General features: G+C 59.8%; 17 protein-coding genes and 1 pseudogene. 10 read left to right on the top strand and 8 right to left on the bottom strand.

All coding sequences use genetic code 11. From position 1 onward, the window contains the following. The first annotated feature begins 1,343 nt into the window (after positions 1-1,343). The 4 genes from AB4Z51_RS37385 to AB4Z51_RS37370 all read left to right on the top strand — a co-directional run bounded on the left by AB4Z51_RS37385 (position 1,344) and on the right by AB4Z51_RS37370 (position 3,500). Positions 1,344-1,889 carry a sigma-70 family RNA polymerase sigma factor gene (locus AB4Z51_RS37385; protein ID WP_441499145.1) on the top strand — a complete coding sequence of 182 codons (546 nt, stop codon included), beginning with the start codon at positions 1,344-1,346 and terminating at the stop codon, positions 1,887-1,889. Then, entirely contained in the window at positions 1,886-2,533 is a 648-nt protein-coding gene (locus AB4Z51_RS37380) for a ChrR family anti-sigma-E factor (protein WP_135216672.1), read from the top strand. Before AB4Z51_RS37385 ends, AB4Z51_RS37380 begins: the two co-directional genes overlap by 4 nt. Before the next feature lie 78 nt (positions 2,534-2,611). Continuing rightward, the gene (locus AB4Z51_RS37375) at positions 2,612-3,184 is read left to right on the top strand and encodes an RNA polymerase sigma factor (RefSeq protein WP_135216673.1); all 573 of its coding nucleotides are present in this window, start codon (positions 2,612-2,614) and stop codon (positions 3,182-3,184) included. A 19-nt stretch (positions 3,185-3,203) separates the two neighbouring features. Further along, complete coding sequence (locus AB4Z51_RS37370) at positions 3,204-3,500, top strand: hypothetical protein (RefSeq protein WP_135216674.1); 297 nt, start codon at positions 3,204-3,206, stop codon at positions 3,498-3,500. A gap of 58 nt (positions 3,501-3,558) precedes the next feature. On the opposite strand, the gene AB4Z51_RS37365 is transcribed toward AB4Z51_RS37370, so the two are convergent. The 3 genes and pseudogenes from AB4Z51_RS37365 to AB4Z51_RS37355 all read right to left on the bottom strand — a co-directional run bounded on the left by AB4Z51_RS37365 (position 3,559) and on the right by AB4Z51_RS37355 (position 5,417). Further along, positions 3,559-4,053: a TspO/MBR family protein gene (locus AB4Z51_RS37365; RefSeq protein WP_135216675.1), complete on the bottom strand. Its 495-nt coding sequence runs from the start codon at positions 4,051-4,053 to the stop codon at positions 3,559-3,561. Continuing rightward, complete coding sequence (locus tag AB4Z51_RS37360) at positions 4,053-4,454, bottom strand: DUF2177 family protein (RefSeq protein WP_135216676.1); 402 nt, start codon at positions 4,452-4,454, stop codon at positions 4,053-4,055. The genes AB4Z51_RS37365 and AB4Z51_RS37360 overlap by 1 nt, the downstream gene beginning before the upstream one ends. 157 nt (positions 4,455-4,611) lie before the next feature. Further along, positions 4,612-5,417, bottom strand: a pseudogene (locus AB4Z51_RS37355) (DUF1295 domain-containing protein). A gap of 236 nt (positions 5,418-5,653) precedes the next feature. Between AB4Z51_RS37355 and AB4Z51_RS37350 the strand changes: the two are divergent. Together AB4Z51_RS37350 and AB4Z51_RS37345 are read left to right on the top strand one after the other, a co-directional pair. Next, complete coding sequence (locus tag AB4Z51_RS37350) at positions 5,654-6,967, top strand: NAD(P)/FAD-dependent oxidoreductase (protein ID WP_441499131.1); 1,314 nt, start codon at positions 5,654-5,656, stop codon at positions 6,965-6,967. A gap of 4 nt (positions 6,968-6,971) precedes the next feature. Further along, entirely contained in the window at positions 6,972-7,760 is a 789-nt protein-coding gene (locus AB4Z51_RS37345) for a DUF1365 domain-containing protein (protein ID WP_441499130.1), read from the top strand. Positions 7,761-7,995: 235 nt separating this feature from the next. Here AB4Z51_RS37345 and AB4Z51_RS37340 read toward each other — a convergent pair whose 3' ends face one another. From AB4Z51_RS37340 to AB4Z51_RS37325, 4 genes are all read right to left on the bottom strand, one after another. Beyond that, on the bottom strand, positions 7,996-8,235 hold the full coding sequence (locus tag AB4Z51_RS37340) for a hypothetical protein (RefSeq protein ID WP_441499129.1): 240 nt from the start codon (positions 8,233-8,235) through the stop codon (positions 7,996-7,998). A gap of 92 nt (positions 8,236-8,327) precedes the next feature. After that, positions 8,328-8,678: a hypothetical protein gene (locus tag AB4Z51_RS37335; RefSeq protein ID WP_135216680.1), complete on the bottom strand. Its 351-nt coding sequence runs from the start codon at positions 8,676-8,678 to the stop codon at positions 8,328-8,330. Between the two features lie 1,188 nt (positions 8,679-9,866). Next, a complete protein-coding gene (locus AB4Z51_RS37330) occupies positions 9,867-10,430 on the bottom strand; it encodes a DUF1003 domain-containing protein (RefSeq protein WP_441499128.1) in 564 nt (187 codons plus the stop codon). Continuing rightward, entirely contained in the window at positions 10,430-10,885 is a 456-nt protein-coding gene (locus AB4Z51_RS37325) for a low affinity iron permease family protein (RefSeq protein ID WP_135216705.1), read from the bottom strand. Before AB4Z51_RS37325 ends, AB4Z51_RS37330 begins: the two co-directional genes overlap by 1 nt. A gap of 131 nt (positions 10,886-11,016) precedes the next feature. Here AB4Z51_RS37325 and AB4Z51_RS37320 point away from each other — a divergent pair, with 131 nt between their 5' ends. Continuing rightward, complete coding sequence (locus AB4Z51_RS37320; RefSeq protein WP_441499127.1) at positions 11,017-12,132, top strand: hypothetical protein; 1,116 nt, start codon at positions 11,017-11,019, stop codon at positions 12,130-12,132. Positions 12,133-12,342: 210 nt separating this feature from the next. Here the strand turns inward: AB4Z51_RS37320 and AB4Z51_RS37315 are convergent, their stop codons facing one another. Next, positions 12,343-12,504, bottom strand: coding sequence for a DUF2934 domain-containing protein (locus AB4Z51_RS37315; protein WP_080586918.1), 162 nt, complete (start codon positions 12,502-12,504; stop codon positions 12,343-12,345). A 202-nt stretch (positions 12,505-12,706) separates the two neighbouring features. Here AB4Z51_RS37315 and AB4Z51_RS37310 point away from each other — a divergent pair, with 202 nt between their 5' ends. Genes AB4Z51_RS37310 through AB4Z51_RS37300 form a run of 3 tightly spaced genes read left to right on the top strand, consistent with a single transcriptional unit; the run spans position 12,707 to position 13,651 of the window. Further along, complete coding sequence (locus tag AB4Z51_RS37310; protein WP_441499126.1) at positions 12,707-13,054, top strand: hypothetical protein; 348 nt, start codon at positions 12,707-12,709, stop codon at positions 13,052-13,054. A 2-nt stretch (positions 13,055-13,056) separates the two neighbouring features. Next, complete coding sequence (locus tag AB4Z51_RS37305; protein WP_441499125.1) at positions 13,057-13,431, top strand: ATP-dependent DNA ligase; 375 nt, start codon at positions 13,057-13,059, stop codon at positions 13,429-13,431. Then, positions 13,349-13,651 (top strand): ATP-dependent DNA ligase, encoded by a 303-nt coding sequence (locus AB4Z51_RS37300; protein WP_441499144.1) that lies wholly within the window; start codon positions 13,349-13,351, stop codon positions 13,649-13,651. Before AB4Z51_RS37305 ends, AB4Z51_RS37300 begins: the two co-directional genes overlap by 83 nt. The last annotated feature ends 311 nt before the right edge of the window (positions 13,652-13,962 follow it).

Raw genomic sequence — 13,962 nt, 5'->3', positions numbered from 1 at the left:
TCGTAGCTCGCGCTCGTTCCGATTGCCTGCTTGGCTTGATGCCTTACCAGGGAAGGTTAGCGATCGCGTAGGCAACAAACCCGAGTAGTGCAATCCAAGCGAACGACACGCACCAAGACCCAACCGCACGATACGTGCTGAGGCCCCGCGCAGCACGGCTCACAGCGATAGAATCATCCATACCACCCCCAAAGCGCTGAAGATCGAACAGCACGACAAAACTGAACCGGTAAGTCCGTTCCGCCCAATCCATAAGCGTCCCCTGCTTATGCAACCTGTAGTGATTTCCATACCGTGCTTGGTTAGTTGGGAAAAGGAAGCAACGTTGACCTAACGTCGGGGGACCGTGGCCCGTCTATTTAAATTCGGCCCCGGCCGTGGGGGGCTTTTGAGGTGGAGGCCGGGGCCGGCGGAGGTACCTCGGCGGTAATGGGGTCGCCTCGGTGGTCATAAGTTATAGGAACCGGCAGCCAGGTTCTGTGCGCTTTCGCACCAAGCGGCTCGCCACTGTGTCCCAAAGCTTAACCCGAAAAGAGCCCATTGGGCCGTCGCAGATTGAAGATAGACCCCAATGCTCCCGGCTGCCGATGCAATTGCGGATTAGAGCGCCGGGAGTGCTAGGCCCGCCAGCGTGAAGTCCAGCGGGGCGGGTGTCACAAACCTGTGGCACGGCTATTGCTACGTTGCAGCCAACTGGGATTTCAGGGCTCAGTTTGAGAATGAGATGCTGCCGGGACGTGTATTTCGAGCCCGGCAGCGTTCTATTTTGAGAAAGATTTTGTGGCAAGCAGACACGACGAGCTACCGCACTGAGCGCAGATAACGGTCGGGCCGGTTGGCGCGGTTCACCGCCGCTCAGTCTGCTTTGCAGCGAAGACCGGCGCCATTGACCACGTCGCCTTATGACCCCTTGAGCCAACATGGCCCCAGCCCCGAAGCAGCCGATCATGCTTTCATGAGGCAGTCTTAGGTCCCGATGTTGGCTGTCGTTGGCAGAGCGGACGCGGTCCCGCACTCGCTTTGACCGCGAAATGTGACCCTAGCCGGGGGCGTCCATTGAATGGCAGATCAAATAGGCCCCCTCCTCCGGCATTGCCCACCAAAACTGGAGTAGTCGGCGGCTGCTGAGCTGATGCGGACGAGCCACAATCTCTCATGACCGTTTAGGCGACAAGTGATCCATTGCCTGCTGTCGTGCGTTCTAGACCTGAGAAGTCACTTGTCGAGCAACTATGGTCACTGCTATCCGAGCTTTGCATGTGCCAATCCGGGCCGAGGCTGGTGTGCCTCGCGGGTTTGTGGCGCGGTTGTCGACCAGTGTGAGCAAAGGGCCGAAGCCGAAGGTGGACTGGGCTGATTTAATCGGACGAGTCGCCTCTTCCCGTGACCGGGAGGCGTTCAAACGCCTATTCGAGCACTTCGCGCCTCGCATCAAAGGATTGATGTTGAAGGCCGGGTGCAGTTCCGACGAGGCGGAGGAGATCGCCCAGAACGCCCTGATCGCAGTATGGCGGAAGGCGAACCAGTTCGATCCGGCGACAGCCGGGGCCGCCGCGTGGATATACACGATCGCACGCAACTCGCGGATCGATTTGCTCCGCAGCAAGGCGCGGGCGGATCGCCTGCAAGGGGTCTCCGAGCTGCCGGATGCACCGGATCCCGCCGAACCGGCCGATATTGTCATTTCCCGCGTTCAAGATACCGCCCGGATCACCTCAGCCATTAAGCGGTTGTCGACTGAGCAATCCATGGTGGTGAAGCTATCGTTCATCGAGGAGAGACCGCATCCGGAAATCGCAAGCCTGCTTGGTATTCCGCTCGGAACGGTGAAGTCGCGGATCAGACTGGCGATGAACCGCTTGAGAGAGATATTGGACGAAGAAGCATGACTATCAGCCATCATCCGCCGGAAGATCTTCTGGCCGACTTTGCGGCCGGCAGGCTGGAAGAGGCTCATTACCTCGTGGTGGGATTGCATGTGGCCGAATGCGCAAGATGCGCGCGGTTCGTGCGCGCCATAGAGCAGCTTGCGGGCTTGGCGCTTGAGGATATCGATCCGGTCCCGATGGCATCAGATGCGTTCGAGCGCGTCTTGTCACGGATCGGCAATGCAGCTGAACGCCGAGCGATGCCGCCCCAGACGGACACATTCGGGATGGCGAGAGAGGCTCCGTCGGCGCTGCGAAACTACCGGATCGGCAAACCCAGGCGCGTAGCTCCTGGCGTGAGTATGCGGCCGATCGAGCTTTCCGGCTCGGGCAAGGCGCGGGCCTTCCTGCTTCGGTCTGCGCCGGGTACGCGCATGCTCGAGCACACTCACACCGGTACCGAATTGACCCTCGTGCTCGAAGGCAGCTTCAGCCACAAGGGCGGTCGCTTTGGTCCTGGTGATTTCGACTATGGTGATGGCGAGATCGACCATCGACCGATTGTCGGTAATGAAGGCCCATGTGTCTGCTTAGTTGCGATGACGGGCGACCTGCGACTGAACGGTCTGCTCGGCAGGCTGATCGGACCATTCGTTCGGCTCTGATCACCTTCGGTCCCCTCCCCCGTGATCCGATCGCGCGCCCGAAGCGTTTCAAGACAGCAAACGCAAGGGAGACCAGCCATGGCCTGCTCACGCCTGGAGAACGAGTCGTTACCCGAACTCCTGGCGCGAGTCTCAAGCGGCGATACACGAGCGTTCTCAGAGCTGCACATGCGAACACGAGGTAGGCTGCGCAGGACCGCCCTCGCGATCGGAGCTCCGCCTCACGATATCGAAGACATTCTGCAGGACACCTATCTGAAAATTTGGCGGAACGCCCCTCGCTTCGACGCCAGCCGCGCTCCAGCAATGGCTTGGATGTCCGCGATTGTCCGCAATACCGCGATCGACCATCTGCGGGTAAGAAGGTTGCCGACCTGCGAGTTCGACGAGGCGCTTATGATCACAACCAACGAAGATGCCTCGCCGATCGACGACCTGGACTTTGCCCGCGCCGAACCCATCGCTTTTGGAGTGCTGGCTCGTTTACCGGAAGATCGACGCAGGCTGGTGGCGCTCGCCTATCTCGAGGGCGAGAGCCGCGCGAGTCTGTCACGGCGCTTTGGCGTGCCGGTAGGTACCGTCAAGACCTGGCTGCACCGAACTCTTCTGGCGATGCGGAAGGATTGCCTTGCAGCATCTGGCACGGCGTAAAGGCGATGGAGACTCGGAGTTGACGGACGAGATTATTGAATTTCCCCTGCGCAAACACGAAGACCGCCTCGTGTCCGCGGTGATCAGGCTTGGAGAGCTCGTGCGAGAGGTCGAACGTCTTGCGGACGAACAGCCTGCGGATGACCTCCATCGCCTGCTCAACGTCATGGAGCGCTTCGTCAACAAGCTGGTCGAGTCCTCATCGCTGTTGCTTGACGAAGACGCGCAAGGGCGAGTCCAGACAGCATTCACGTCGTTGTCCGGGAAGATCACGGAAACCAGAGAAGCGATGGATGAGCTTCGGAGACATCCATGAATCCAGCAGCAACGACTCCCTTTCGTCGCCGACGGCACCTGCCGTCATGCTGGCAACGCTAGTTCAGGAGAAGCAGCGATAGATTCAGGTACATCGCAAAAGCGACCCAGCCTGCATAGAGCAGGAAGAGCGACGCTGCCAACCGGTCTGCGCTCCACTGGAGCCAGACGGATGCGACTATGACGACGAATAAGGCAACGATCACGACGAGTGCGATGTCCATGCGATGAAGCGAAAAGAAAATGGGCGGCCACGCGAAGTTCAGAACCATCTGAACGGTCCATAATTTCATTGCGATGCCGCGCGGCTCCGCCTCGAAGGTGCGATATCCCGCCACTGCAATGAGCATGAACAGGATAGTCCAAACGGGTGCAAAAACGGTATCYGGCGGATTAAAGGATGGCTTATTCAGCGCGGCGTACCACGCGCCGGGCCGGTTGAGCAATCCAATCAAAAGCCCCGTGGTAGGAACGATACAAAGGAACGCGGCGCGCCGGTGCCAATTCCAGCTCCTGCGACCTTGCCCGCTCGGCGCTTTGGCTGCGACGCGCATCAGTGCGCCATCCGTTGAGCGACAAGAAAGCCGCTCAAAGCGCTGACACCGGCGAGAAGCGATCCCCAGCAGACGTCAGCTACAGTCAACCCGGTCGACCAGTTTCTCAGCGTTGCCTGGTTGGTCAGATCGTAACTCGCGTAAGTGAAGCAACCCAGCAGCACACCGGAAGTAAACGCGCGCAGCACACCGCCGTCTTGCTGCGCGGGCAGCACCGCGAACCACATCAACCCGACGGGATATGCCAGATAAAACAGTGCAGCAGCAGCAAGATTTGGCTCGGACCGCAACATATCGCCCAGCACTGGCCGATAAAGCCTTTCGACCATGGTCTTCAGCCATATCATATCGAGCCCGACGAAGGTTACGGCGACAGAAAGATACGTGAAGACGAGGTTCATGTCCGCTTTCCCTTCCGAGTCCACCAGAGGTCGACCGACCCTACGAACTGGCCGAGAACTTAACGATCCAAGAGCTGCATCGGATCACTTCGCCTATTCGTTCGCTCGTGCAGCCTGCTTCGCCGACTGACCGCATCGCGCGGGATCGCGCGACCGATCATCGCGGCGGCTGTCGAGGTGGCCACGGGAAGAATGCGCTGGTTCTCGCCTGATATTCGCGATACCGTTCACCACGCGATCGGAGCATCTGCTCCTCCATCGGAGGTATGCCTGTCACCCTCATGAGGATCCAATACATGATCGCCGGTGCCGTGAGGCTGGCCCAGCCCCAAGGATATTGAGTCGACAACGCAATGACCGGGTAAGCCAACCATCCGAGCCATTCGACGAAATAATTCGGGTGGCGTGACCATCGCCAAAGTCCGGTATTGCAAACGGGGCTGCAGTTGGATGGTGAGCGCTTGAAACGCCGCAATTGCTCATCAGCAGTCGCCTCGCCTGTGACCGCCGCCAGCATGATGGCTGCTCCGATGTAGTCCTGCAGTCTCAGGCCGGGGTACGGAGCGTGCGCGGCGAGAAAGATCGAAAACGGCAGCGGTATGGAAGCCAGCGCCTGCGACTGCAGGAAATTGAACATCCGGCGAGGAGCCTCAGGGCCCCATTCACGTGCATAGGTCGCATAACGCGGATCGTCGACGCCTGCGGTGGCGCGGTGCGCAATGTGCGTTCCAAGTCTTACCGACCAGCAGAGGACGAGCCCTGCCACGAGGGCCCGGCGAGTCGACGATCCGTCGACAAGAGGCCAGAGAGCAGCGACCGCGCCGACGAAACCGATCGAATAGGACCAGATTGCGTCCACCAGCCGGAATTGCCCGTGCGCTGCTGGACGACCCATGCAATGGCCATCAGCACGGAAAAAGCCAGTGCAATGGCGGCTATGGCCAGAAAATTCAGGAAAAGCATCCCTTCAGCGCAGCTGCATGTCCTTGATACGTAGGCTCTATGCACCGGTTTCAGATTGGGGTCCAAAGCTTGCGAATGCGCGAGGTGATCCAGGTCGCCTCGGCGAACGTTCCAATACACAGACCGCAAACGATAGGCGGACGGAGCCGTCGGAGCCGGGCGGATGGCTTTGACGTCGGAATCGAATGTTTCTCACGGCCTGTAGCCGGAAGTATTGCAATGGGGGCAGCTCAAAAATGCGCTTGGCGGTGATCGGGACTGGAATTGCAGGCAACGCCGCCGCCTGGCTCCTGTCGAAGCGCTACGCGGTGACGGTGTACGAGCGCGAGCTGCGACCTGGCGGGCACAGTCATACCGTTCGGGCCGACTACGATGGCGAAGCCGTTGACGTTGACGTCGGCTTCGTCGTGTTCAACGAATTGAACTACCCCGAGTTGACATCTTTGTTCGCGCAGCTGGGGGTGAAGACCGTCGAGACATGCATGAGCTTTGCTCTCTCCGTCGATCACGGCCGCTTTGAATGGCGCGGTGGCGGCGACGGCATTCTGCAATCTGCCTGCGGTCTGTTCGCTCAACCGCGCAATCTGGCGTCGCCATCATACTTTCGAATGCTGGCCGAAATCCTGCGATTCAACAAGCAAAGCGTGGCCGACTTGCGCGCTGGGCGGCTCGAGAAGCTGACGCTCGGCGACTATCTGCAAAGGGAATCATTTGGAGCCCGCCTGTTCTCCAACTATCTTGGGCCAATGGGAGCGGCCATCTGGTCATCATCGCCGACGGATATTCTGTCATTTCCCGCGGAGAACTTCGTCACCTTCTTCGACAATCATAGGCTCCTGCACTTGGACCGTCCGTGCTGGCGCACCGTCGAGGGTGGCAGCCGACGCTATGTCGATAAGCTCACCGCTATGTTCAAGGACAATATTAGGCTAGGCTGTGCGGCGACTTCCGTCACCCGAACGGAGCATAGCGTGATCATCCGCGACAGTCATGGAGGTGCGGACAGTTACGATGCCGTGGTGATGGCCTGCCATAGCGATCAGGCCCTGGCGGCGCTATCAGATGCCGACGCGCAAGAGCGTTCCATTCTCAGCGCGATAAAGTACATCCCGAACGCCGTCTATCTGCACCGCGATCACGGTCTGATGCCCAAGCGACGTCAAGCGTGGGCATCCTGGAATTTCCTGCAATGGCCACGGCAAACACCGGTCCAGAACGATGTCGCCGTGACGTATTGGATGAACCGGCTGCAAGACATCGATGACCGCAAGCCGCTGTTTGTCAGCCTCAACCCGCCGCGCGAGCCGGCGGCCGACCTGACGTTTGAAAAATTGTGCTTCGCTCACCCACTTTACGATATGGCTGCGTTTGCAGCCCAAAGACGGCTTCCTGCGATCCAAGGCCGTCGCCGAACATGGTTCTGTGGGGCTTGGACCGGCTACGGCTTCCACGAGGATGGTCTGCGGTCCGGAATCCGAGTGGCAGAGGTAATTGGCAGTGCGCCGACATGGCGTCAGCCCACCTCGTTGCCGGCGCAAGCTGCCGAGTAGTGCGATGTTCGGATCAGCGCCGCTCAAAGGGAGGGATGCAGCCGCGCCGGTCGTGCTTTACTGGGGGAAGGTAATGCACGCGCGATGGCGGCCAGTGCAGCACAGGTTCACCTACGACGTGATGAGCCTTCTCATCGACTTGGACCGGTTGGACGACGCCGATCGACAGTCGCGGTTGTTCGGTGTCAATCGAGCAGCAATCTTCAGCTTCCACGAGCGCGACCATGGGAATCGCACAGGCGCGAACCTGAGCCAGTACGTGCGGCTGCTGGCAGCCGAGCGCGGCATCGACCTGTCGGGAGGCCGTGTTCGTCTCCTGTGCTATCCGCGGTTCTTGGGCTACGTCTTCAACCCGCTTTCGATTTACTTCTGCTATGCGGCGTCGGGCGACCTCGCGCTGTTGATCTACGAGGTGCGCAACACCTTCGGAGAGATGCATTTGTACGTCCTGCCTGTGCAAGACATGCCCGGTAAACGGTCAATAAGGCAAAGCCAGGCCAAGGAGTTCTACGTCTCGCCCTTCATGGAGATGAGGATGCATTACCGCTTCAGCATTTCTCCGCCGGCACGTCATGTCAGGGTCAGAATCTTGCAGAGGAACGAGCAGGGTGCGATGTTTGCGGCCGCGTTTTTCGGAAGACGACGCCGGCTGACTGACGCCCGACTTTTAGCTGCATTTTTTGGTCTGCCCTTTCTCACCTTCAAGGTGATCGCCGCCATCCATTGGGAGGCGTTGCGGCTTTGGCTTAAAGGTGTTCCGTACGTGGCGCGGATGAAACAGCGCGGAATTTAAGATCATGGACCTCGCGGCAATCACTAGACTGCTCCTCCACCAGCATGTCGAAGGAGAGAACTGCACCTCCTCATTGTACCGGCCGGAACGCAGCGCCTCGAAATCGGAGATGCCGTGCAGGTTGAGGATCGTCGCATGTAGCGGACGAGGGGTGCCGTCTCGACCACGTCGTCGAACAGCACGATCCCGGCGGTGAAGTTCGGCGCTTTGATGTGGGCGAGCACCTCCGTGATCATCAGTGCCGCTTCTTTTGCATGTAGGCCTGGAAGTCCTCGACCATGCGCGGCGTGGTGACGAGCTTGGTGTCGTTCTCTTCAAGGGATGGCAGCGCGCATTCAAAGCACAGCTTGCGCGCGTCGGCAGGGGCACGCGGGCGATACTGAACGCCGCAGCCGCAATCGGCCCGCCGCCCGGCGAGATTATCGAACAAATGGAGCGGTGTCAGGGCCGCGCAGACAAGCACCGTCTTGCTCATGCCTCCACCTATATTCCTGCCGGGCCGCGATCGGCCTCGCAGGATCGCCAGGGAAGAAAACGCTCGGCCTCACGCAGGCTGCGCAGCATGTATTACTTCTTGAGAATGCCGATGTCGGTGTTGCCCAGGTTCTTTATGGCGCGTTCGGCGGCGGGCGTGTCCACCGCGTTGTCGTGGGAAGTTGGAGCCGGACTAACCGAGGAAGCATCCACGTCGCCGGTCGCTGCGTGGCTGAGCGGGTTGCCCACGTTGGGACTGGAGTAGCCCGCAGTGCCGCTTATGGTATGCCCAGTCGATAGGGTGCCGCCCGCATAACCTTTCGAGCCGGTGGTCGCAGTTCCACTCGCCGCCGAGCCGCCACTGCTCGATCCACCTGTACTCTGGGCCAAGGCGAGCGAAGAGCCGCCGACGAGCAAGATCAAGATAACTGCGATGTGGTTCAAGAGCGGTCCTCTACTTGAATGTTCGCTCAATGGGTTGCACCTTCGAAAGTTCCTAGGGACCTCCCGCTCTCCAAGCCACCACGTTGATGGTGGATCGCTCCCCGAAATCTTGCTGCGCCGGAGCTCCAGGAGGTGGCCTCGCTTGTACGGATACAGCCCCAGCCGTCACGCAGGGCACCTCCTGCGCTCAACGACAATGCCGGGCCCTTCGGCGGGCGAAAACGTTGACGGTTCCGTGGACGGGAAACAAGCGAGAGGTCTGTGACGCGCCCTTGCCGCTCCTGACGCCACTGCCCGCAAACTGGCCGAGCTCGCAAAGACCATTGAAGCTATCCAGGACGGTCGCATTCACATCGAAAAGCTCAATGCTCCGTTTCTCTATACGCTCAAGGCCGCCGGGTCGGAGTTCGGCGCCGGCATCAAGCATGCGGTTGAGAAGGGCTGGCTCGAGCTGCACGAGAGGGGGGACGTATGTCGGCTGATCGGCACCAGCGGAAAAACGGCCCCAGCAAAGACTGAGTTGCCGGGGCCGTTTGTTGGCGGTAATGGGGGCTAAAGTCTAGGAAGATTCCGCGATCGGGTCTGTATGCCTTCCGACATAGGCGGCGCCACTGCTCGCGCTCTCTGAGTGATCGACGCTGCTTAGCTTTTCCACACCCACGACCCGCGGTGGCTCACGCTCGTCCGCCGATAGGACTCGATAATTTGCAAGGTGCATGCGATGCCGCTTTGATCGAGGCATGCCTCGCCCAGCCAGACGCCACACGTCTACGCAGGCCGACGGTCGACCGCGCAAGATCACCTTCGGCGAGATGCGGGAGAGGGCGTTCGCGGCGTGCTGATCTATTGCGCCATTGCGGCCATCACATTGCTCGACGCCGACCGCTGGCCTGACTGTGTAAGGCTCTCCGATCTCGAGCCGCGGTTCGTCTGCCGGGGTTGCGGTAATCGCGGCGCCGAGGTTCGGCTTGATTTTGAACGGGGCAACCAACGCCTTGCAATCGTAGGCGCGAAAGGGGCCGCCAACTGAGGTGGTCTCCTGCTTCTCACTCGTTACTTTCGCCTCTCGCTCGTTATTGTCCCCCTGATAACAAAGAGGGTTCGCTTGCCATCGGATATCACTGTGCTCAGGTATGTATTTCCCCGACCCGGGTGGCATGGCGGCGGCAGTCTTGCCACCGTTGAAATCTAGCGGAGTGTATTTGCGAAGCGATCGCCATCCGGTGACTCCGGCTTCTCCTTATCCTTCTCCCGCTCCCTCAGATCCTTGGCGATCTCATCGACCGACGTCTCGCGGGCAAGCTCGTCCGGCGCGCAATCGTCGTCATCGTCGCATTCAAGCCGTTTCGCGATTCGCTGCAATATGCGCAGCGATCTTGTCGCCTCGCGTTCCGCAAGGAGATTGATCTGAAGTTCGAGATGGTCGCGGCGCTCAAGGCTGCGGTCGATAGTGCCCTGCCGGATCAGCACGCAGGACGTAAGGAGGACCGCTTCGAGCGCGAGGATCAGTGCAAGAAGCGGAAATGGGTATTCGTCGATCGCGTGGTGCGGGAGCCAGACGTTGAATGCCATCCAGGCGGCCACAACTACGAACTGCAGCACGATGAACTGTGTCGTGCCGACAAACCAGCCGATCCAGTGAAAAAGCCGGTGGTGAGCGGCGAGATCCTTCTCTTCCTCCTTTTCGAGGCGCAGTATGGCGTCGATATTTTCCGCCGGCGTTCCGCTCTTGTCTGTCCCGGCCGACATCATTACCCGGAGATCCGGTCTGCCGCGCGCCGCGCCGCTTTGCCCGCTTTGTCAACGGCTTCGTCACCGACCTTTTCCGCGGCCGCCCTCGCCTCGCATCTCGAGCGAATGTCTTCCAGCTCGTCATCCGTCAGGTGTTCGATGCCGACAAGAGAATTCCTGGCCTCGCTGACGCGGATCAGCTCATCAAGCTTGACCTGGATCGCGGCGCTGTCGCGGTTCTGAGAATTCTGAATGAGAAAGACCATCAGGAACGTGACGATGGTCGTCCCCGTGTTGATAACGAGCTGCCAAGTATCAGAGAAGCCAAAGATCGGGCCGCTGATGGCCCAGACAATCACAATCCCTGCGGCAAGGATGAAGGTCGACGCCCTCCCCGCCGCAAGCGATGTCTTGTTGGCGAGATCGCCGAAGAATTTCGATACGCCCGAAGGCTCGCCCTTGTCCTTGCCGGTCATATCGCCCTCATCAGCTACCTTCTTAACCGGCGCCGGGCGTCAAAGGTTCCATCACACAGGAACCTTGGCCTTATCTGCTCATTGCCCCGACAGATGGGGAAAAATTGCGCCATCCCATTCAAGGGGATAAAATGATCGATACAGTCGTAGTGGCGCCTGGCGACTCACGGGCATCGTCTCTGTCAGGCGTTTCCTGGCCTTCAATCGTTGCGGGCGCCGTCGTCGCCTGCGCGATGACGCTCGTCCTCATCGCGTTCGGGACGGGGCTTGGCCTTAGCGTCGTCTCGACGTGGGCGGAGTCCGGCATATCGGCAACGACCTTCAAGATCACGACCGGGCTTTATCTAATCGTCATCGCCATGATTTCCTCGTCGCTCGGGGGTTATATCGCGGGCCGGCTGAGGTCGGGCTGGGACGGCGTCGAGCGTGACGAAGTCTACTTTCGGGATACGGCCCATGGTTTTGTCGCCTGGGCGCTTGCGTCCGTCCTTGGCGCTGCGCTTTTGGCCACCCCGGCGACGAGCTTTGTCAGCAGCGCTGTGACAGGCGCCAGCCAAGGCGTAGCATCAGGCGCCGCCCAGTCCGCGCGTCCGATGGACGGGTATGTCGACACGCTTTTGCGCGGCGACCCCGCGGCACAGGGCCAGAACGCAAATCCCGCCGACACGCGCAGTGAGGTGACGCGCCTGTTCACCCGCAGCTTCCGCAACGGCGGCGACCTCAAAGGTCCGGATCGTGAGTACCCGGCAAAGGTCGTGGCCGCGCGAACCGGCCTCAGACAGGCGGACGCGGAGAAGCGGGTCAATGATTTAGTCGTTAGCAGCCAGAGTGAAGTGGAGATAGAACTTCCGGATCACGTCCATCAGCGTGATAGTTTCTTCTTAAAGAGCGCTCTCAGCTGCTCCCACTTGGCCTCGATCCACCTCAAAGCCATGAGAAGAGGCTTCTGCAGAATAGGGATGTCCTGTGCGATAAGAAGGAGGCCGAGAGGCAGCATCCAGAGGCCGAAGATAGGCAAAAAGCTGAAGACGCCTCCCAGGATGATCAACCCGGCGACAACGACACGGACCCAAAACGAGGATGGTTCTCGTAGCCTCAGAATGAAGCTCGACACCTTCGTAGGCACCCGTCGCCGGAACGATTCAAAGTATCTATCCAATTCCGCTTTGACAGAAGCCATTAACTCGACCTTCTCTGATACCAAGGTGCCGCAACCCTCCGAACAAGCGCTTGAAATCCGCGACTAGATCAAAAGATCTGTACGCGAAGCGTCTCAAACCCTTTGGCTTCTCGATGGAGATGACAGACGATCCGTATGCGGACAGCCAGGGCCGAGACGTTGCCACCACTGGACCGGTTCTCCCATGGTGTCTTCTAAAGACCGCCCGCCAAATTTCCTCAGGGTTGCGCAGGGCAGATGATAGCCGGCAAGCGCGGGTATGACAGATAGCCCTCGCCTAAAGCGTATCCGGTGTGCGTCGAGGTGAGCTTTGATCCTCGTTGAGCAATTCCTGCTCGGCCAAGCGCCAAAAGTCTTCGTCTCGGCCCTCTGGCTTACCAGCCTGCTCCCACAACTCGTAGGCCCGGGCCGCAACGGCTTCATCAATTCGCCTATTCATCGGCCTTCTCCAGACCCTCAACTAGGGGCAATCGGGGGCGTTCCTAATCCGGTCATCCTCCAAATATATGCCTGTGAACTAAGAAGCCTCTTATTCAGACCGTCGCGTTGGTGTGCCGACACTGATCCAACTGCGTACGCACTGCGACAGGAACGAATTGGACGTCGACAAATTGAATCCCGGTTCCGTTGCGTGAGTGCTTATGCGTCAGTTCCGATGGCTTTTGTCGATCGCCCCGAACAGCGACGAGACTGTCTACTTGGTTGCGGACAACTCCGGCCGCAATGGCAGCGCTTGGTGCGAAGCAGACTTGGAGAGCGCGGTGGAGACCGTCATCCAGGATCTGCTGGCCGGAGAATATCGCAAGCCGATCCGCGTAGTCGCCTTCAACACAGCCGAACGCTGCTCGGAAGATGTTTCCGAGGACATTGCCCGCGAAATCCAGCGTCGCGACAATCTGCAACTGAACGACGTGCCGTCGTACCTGCGGGAGTTTGTGGATCGCTACTCACCACAAGACCTGCAGCAATTCAGTCTTCGCCTGGTGTAGCCATGGCCTTCCAGCGGAAAAAGCCGGAAGCGCTCGGTGTCAAGGCGACCGCGTGCCATCCGGCGAGCGATGGATTCACGAAATCAAGTTCGACGGCTACCGCGTGCAAGTCCACCTCCAACGAAGCCGTCAAGGTCTTCACACGGCGCGGCCACGACTGGACCAAGCGATACCCCTGGATCGTTGAGGCCGCGCTGAAGAACCGTGAGCAGCAATTCGTCATCGACGGCGAGGCCGTGGTCCTAGGCGTCGACGGCCCATCGGACTTCAACGCCCTGCACTCGCGCCGGCACGATCACGAGGTGCAGCTTCTACGCCTTCGACATCCTTGCGGTCGGCGGCGAGGGCCTGCGGCAGCTGCCACTGACGATGCGTAAGACCAATTTGGTGCGGCTGCTGCGCGGCCGGCCGGACGGCATATTCGTCGCGCCGTTCGAAGCGGGCGCTATCGGCCCTGACCTGTTCGGCGCCGCCTGCCGCATGGGCCTCGAGGGTCTGGTCTCGAAACGCCGCGATCGGCGCTATGGCGCCGGCCGCTCGAAAGACTGGATCAAGGTGAAGAACCGGACGCACCCGGCGATGACGCGAGAATTCTAGGCGTTCGTCAGCGACTTGCCGGTCGAAACACTCGCTGAACCAGCAGGCCCGCAAATGGGAAAAGCCGCAGCGTGGTTCCAGCCCCACTGCGGCCATCCCGGATAACTTGAAATCGGTTGGTACTTAAATCGCGCCGGTGTTCCTTTAGTAGAACACCCCGTTCCAAAAATGGAGTCCGGACAACTACCGGAATCCGGTTTTGTACGCATTGTCACTAGATGCCGTAATGGGCCCTGCTCCGTGCAAGGGGGCATGATGGTGGCTGTCCCCCGATAGATGATGAAACGGGGTCACGACTTGAGTGAGTCGGC

This window comes from Bradyrhizobium sp. 2TAF36, assembly GCF_052114925.1.
Classification (GTDB): domain Bacteria; phylum Pseudomonadota; class Alphaproteobacteria; order Rhizobiales; family Xanthobacteraceae; genus Bradyrhizobium; species Bradyrhizobium barranii.
This window is presented reverse-complemented; position numbering and strand designations above follow the sequence as displayed.

Coding starts and splice junctions, on each gene's coding strand:
- AB4Z51_RS37310 (WP_441499126.1), top strand. CDS start 12,707: ATGCGTCAGTTCCGATGGCTTTTGTCGATCGCCCCGAACAGCGACGAG.
- AB4Z51_RS37330 (WP_441499128.1), bottom strand. CDS start 10,430: ATGATGTCGGCCGGGACAGACAAGAGCGGAACGCCGGCGGAAAATATC.
- AB4Z51_RS37345 (WP_441499130.1), top strand. CDS start 6,972: ATGTTCGGATCAGCGCCGCTCAAAGGGAGGGATGCAGCCGCGCCGGTC.
- AB4Z51_RS37375 (WP_135216673.1), top strand. CDS start 2,612: ATGGCCTGCTCACGCCTGGAGAACGAGTCGTTACCCGAACTCCTGGCG.
- AB4Z51_RS37320 (WP_441499127.1), top strand. CDS start 11,017: ATGATCGATACAGTCGTAGTGGCGCCTGGCGACTCACGGGCATCGTCT.
- AB4Z51_RS37380 (WP_135216672.1), top strand. CDS start 1,886: ATGACTATCAGCCATCATCCGCCGGAAGATCTTCTGGCCGACTTTGCG.
- AB4Z51_RS37325 (WP_135216705.1), bottom strand. CDS start 10,885: ATGACCGGCAAGGACAAGGGCGAGCCTTCGGGCGTATCGAAATTCTTC.
- AB4Z51_RS37350 (WP_441499131.1), top strand. CDS start 5,654: ATGCGCTTGGCGGTGATCGGGACTGGAATTGCAGGCAACGCCGCCGCC.
- AB4Z51_RS37305 (WP_441499125.1), top strand. CDS start 13,057: ATGGCCTTCCAGCGGAAAAAGCCGGAAGCGCTCGGTGTCAAGGCGACC.
- AB4Z51_RS37340 (WP_441499129.1), bottom strand. CDS start 8,235: ATGAGCAAGACGGTGCTTGTCTGCGCGGCCCTGACACCGCTCCATTTG.
- AB4Z51_RS37315 (WP_080586918.1), bottom strand. CDS start 12,504: ATGAATAGGCGAATTGATGAAGCCGTTGCGGCCCGGGCCTACGAGTTG.
- AB4Z51_RS37360 (WP_135216676.1), bottom strand. CDS start 4,454: ATGAACCTCGTCTTCACGTATCTTTCTGTCGCCGTAACCTTCGTCGGG.